The 2830-nt window shown below is 73.0% G+C and carries 3 protein-coding genes; all 3 read left to right on the top strand.

The window, feature by feature from the left end:
- On the top strand, positions 1 to 961 hold a 961-nt coding region (locus tag F3J10_RS35110), incomplete at its 5' end, for an ABC transporter permease (RefSeq protein WP_240155804.1).
- Positions 954 to 1934, top strand: coding sequence for an ABC transporter permease (locus tag F3J10_RS35105; protein ID WP_025100755.1), 981 nt, complete (start codon positions 954 to 956; stop codon positions 1932 to 1934). The genes F3J10_RS35110 and F3J10_RS35105, both read left to right, overlap by 8 nt.
- Before the next feature lie 41 nt (positions 1935 to 1975).
- Positions 1976 to 2830 (top strand): acyl-CoA dehydrogenase family protein (locus tag F3J10_RS35100; RefSeq protein WP_167244002.1); only part of this gene is annotated, 855 nt, incomplete at its 3' end.

Genomic DNA, 2830 nt, shown 5'->3' with positions numbered 1-2830 from the left:
GCAATGGTGGCTGCGCAGCGGCGCGGCGCTCGCCTTCGCCGCCGTGCTGGCGGTGTTCGCGCTCAGCTCGCCGCTGTTCCTGACGCTCGCCAATCTCGCCAACGTGGTCCAGCAATCGGCCGTGGTCGGCCTGCTCGGCTTCGGCCTGACGGTGGTGCTGATCGGCGGCGGCGCCGACCCGATCCGCGGCGGCCTCGACCTGTCGGTGGCCGCCAACCTCGGCTTGTGCGCCGCCGTGTATGCCGTCGCGCTGCGCGCCGGCATCTCGCCCGGCCTGGCGCTCGCGCTGACGCTGGCGGCCGGCGCGGCGGTCGGCGCGCTCAATGCCTTCGCGGTGATCGTGCTGCGCATCTACCCGCTGCTCGCCACGCTGACCACCATGAACCTGTGCGCCGGCTTCGAGCTGGTGCTCACGCAGAACACCTCGGTGCCGGCCAGCTCGCCGCTGCTCACCTTCCTGCTCGGCGACGGCATCGCCGGCGTGCCCACCCTCGCGCTCGCGCTGCTGGCGGCGGCCGCCGTGTTCGCGCTGCTGATCCATCGCACGCCCTTCGGGCTGCGCCTGCACGCGGTGGGCGCGCATCCCGAGGCGGCCCGCGCGGCCGGCCTGCGCGTGAACCGCGCGATCGCGGCCAGCTACGTGCTGAGCGGGCTGGCGGCGGCGCTCGCCGCGCTCGCCAACCTCGCCCTGCTCAGCGGCAGCTCGCCCGGCGCCGGCGACAACCTGCTGACCGTGGTGGCCGCGGCCCTGCTCGGCGTGGTGTTCTCGCGCCGCCTGGTGCCGACCATTCCCGGCACGCTGCTGGCGGTGCTGTTCATCGGCGTGATCGGCAACGGCTTCCAGCTCGACAACGTGTCGAGCTACTGGGTCAACGGCGTGGAAGGCGTGCTGATCCTGTTCGTGGTCGCGACCACCGCGATCGTGCGCCGCCGTCATGCCGGGAGCCGCGCCCATGACTGAAGCCCGCCTGTCCGTCCTCGCGCGCCTCGGCTCGCCGCGGCGCTTCACCCTGGTCGGCGCGCTGCTGGCCGTGATCCTGTTCTTCGCCGTGTTCGCGCCCGGCTTCGCGCGGCCCGGCAACCTGGCCGACGTGCTGCTCAACAACTTCGCGCTGCTCGCGATCGCCGCGCTCGGCATGACCCTCGCGCTGTCGCTGGGCGCCGTCGATCTCTCGCTGGGCAGCGCGATCGACCTGGCCAGCCTCGCCTTCGTGCTGCTGTGCGCCCATCACGTCGGCGTGCCGCTCGCGCTGGCCGGCGGCCTGGCGGCGGCCGCGGCGGTGGGCCTGTTCAACAGCCTGCTGATCGCGCGGATCGGCATCGCGCCCTTCCTCGCCACGCTCGGCACGCTGTTCATCGGCCAGACGGTCCAGCAGCTCGCCACCGACGGCGGCCAGCCCGTCTATCTGCTGAACCTGGCCCTGCCGCCGCTGTTCGGCGCGCTCGCGCACGGCCGGCTCGGCGGCGTGCCGGTGCCGCTCCTGATCGTGGCGGTGCTGGCGCTGGCCGTGCATGCCGCGCTGGCCTGGTCGAGCTTCGGCCGCGCCGCTGTCGCCTTCGGCGTGCAGCCCGGCGTGGCCCGCCATTCGGGGCTGCCGGTGGCGGCCATCGTCACGGCCGGCTTCGTGGCCAGCGCGCTGGTCTATGGCGTGGTCGGGCTGCTGCTGTCGTCCACCGTCAAGGCCTATGTGCCGATGTCCGGCAACGGCTTCCTGCTCAACGCGATCGGCGCCACCTTCATCGGCACCACGCTGTCGCCGGCGCGCCGGCCGAGCGTGCCGGGCACCCTGCTCGGCGTGCTGCTGCTGAGCCTGGTCGCCAACGGCCTGCTGCTGATCGGCTGGAATTTCTACTGGCAGCAGGTCGCCACCGGCGCGCTGATCCTGGCGGTGCTCGCGATCAGCTTCGCCGGGCGCCGTGGCGCGCTCGCCTGAGCGCTCCCGTTTTTCCCGACTCCGACCCAGGTTTTTCCTTCATGTCCCAAGATCGCGCCTCCGCCCTGCCTTCCGATCTCGCCGCGGCCACCGCCTGGGGCGAGCCGCCCCGCGACGCCTATGCGGGCCTGGTGGCCCCGTTCCGCCCGCTGTTCGCGCGTATCCGCGAGCAGGCGGTCGCCAGCGAGATCGAGCGCCGCCTGCCCTTCGAGACCATCGACTGGCTGCGCGACGCCGGCTTCACCGCCGTGCGCGTGCCGCGCGAATACGGCGGGCTCGGGCTCGGCCTGCCTGAATTCTTCGAGCTGCTGATCGAGCTGTCCGAAGCCGATTCGAACCCAACCCAGGCGCTGCGCGCGCATTTCGGCTTCGTCGAGCATGTGCTCGGCAGCCCCGCCGCGCGCCGCGACACCTGGCTCACGCGGCTCGCGAAGGGCGATATCGTCGGCGGCGCGTGGTCCGAGAGCGGCGACGCGAAGCAGTCGCAGTTCGGCACGCGCCTCACGCGCGGCGAGCACGGCTGGCGCCTGGACGGCACCAAGTTCTACACCACCGGCTCGCTGTTCGCCGACTGGATCCATGTCGGCGCGACCGACCCGAACGACGCCTATGTCAGCGTCACCATCGACCGCCGCGCGAGCGGCGTGGAGGTGATCGACGACTGGGACGGCATGGGGCAGCGCCTCACCGCCAGCGGCACCAGCCGCTTCGTGGCGGTGGCCGTCGACGAGCGCGAGATCGTCGAGCGCGCGCCCTTCGACTACTCGGAAGCGTTCTATCAACTGGTGCACCTGGCCACGCTGGCCGGCATCGCCCGCGCGGCCGTCAACGACGCGGCGGCGCAGGTGGCCGCGCGCCGCCGCAGCTACAGCCATGCGCCGGCCGCGCGGCCCGCC

The sequence above is a fragment of the Burkholderia sp. Cy-637 genome (assembly GCF_011753175.1).
GTDB classification, from domain to species: Bacteria; Pseudomonadota; Gammaproteobacteria; order Burkholderiales; family Burkholderiaceae; genus Burkholderia; species Burkholderia gladioli.
The sequence above is the reverse complement of the archived record's forward strand: the minus strand, read 5'-3'. Positions and strand labels throughout refer to the sequence as shown.